Source organism: Clostridium zeae (genome assembly GCF_017312485.1).
In the GTDB taxonomy this organism is placed as follows: Bacteria; Bacillota; Clostridia; order Clostridiales; family Clostridiaceae; genus Clostridium_AR; species Clostridium_AR zeae.
Map to the genome: position 1 here is coordinate 1 of NZ_BMBA01000039.1, position 358 is coordinate 358.

The 358-nt window shown below is 51.7% G+C and carries 1 rRNA gene; it reads right to left on the bottom strand.

Going from position 1 to position 358, the window contains the following annotated elements:
• A 16S ribosomal RNA gene (locus J3477_RS26000) occupies positions 1 to 358 on the bottom strand; the annotation flags it as partial.

Sequence of the window (358 nt, forward strand, 5' to 3'; positions counted from 1 at the left end):
TGGGTACCGTCATTATCGTCCCCAAAGACAGAGCTTTACAACCCGAAGGCCTTCATCACTCACGCGGCGTTGCTGCATCAGGGTTTCCCCCATTGTGCAATATTCCCCACTGCTGCCTCCCGTAGGAGTCTGGACCGTATCTCAGTTCCAATGTGGCCGATCACCCTCTCAGGTCGGCTACGCATCGTCGCCTTGGTGAGCCATTACCTCACCAACTAGCTAATGCGCCGCGGGTCCATCTTATAGCGGATTGCTCCTTTGATTTTCATTTCATGCGAAACGAAAATGTTATGCGGTATTAATCTTCCTTTCGGAAGGCTATCCCCCTCTATAAGGCAGGTTACCCACGTGTTACTCA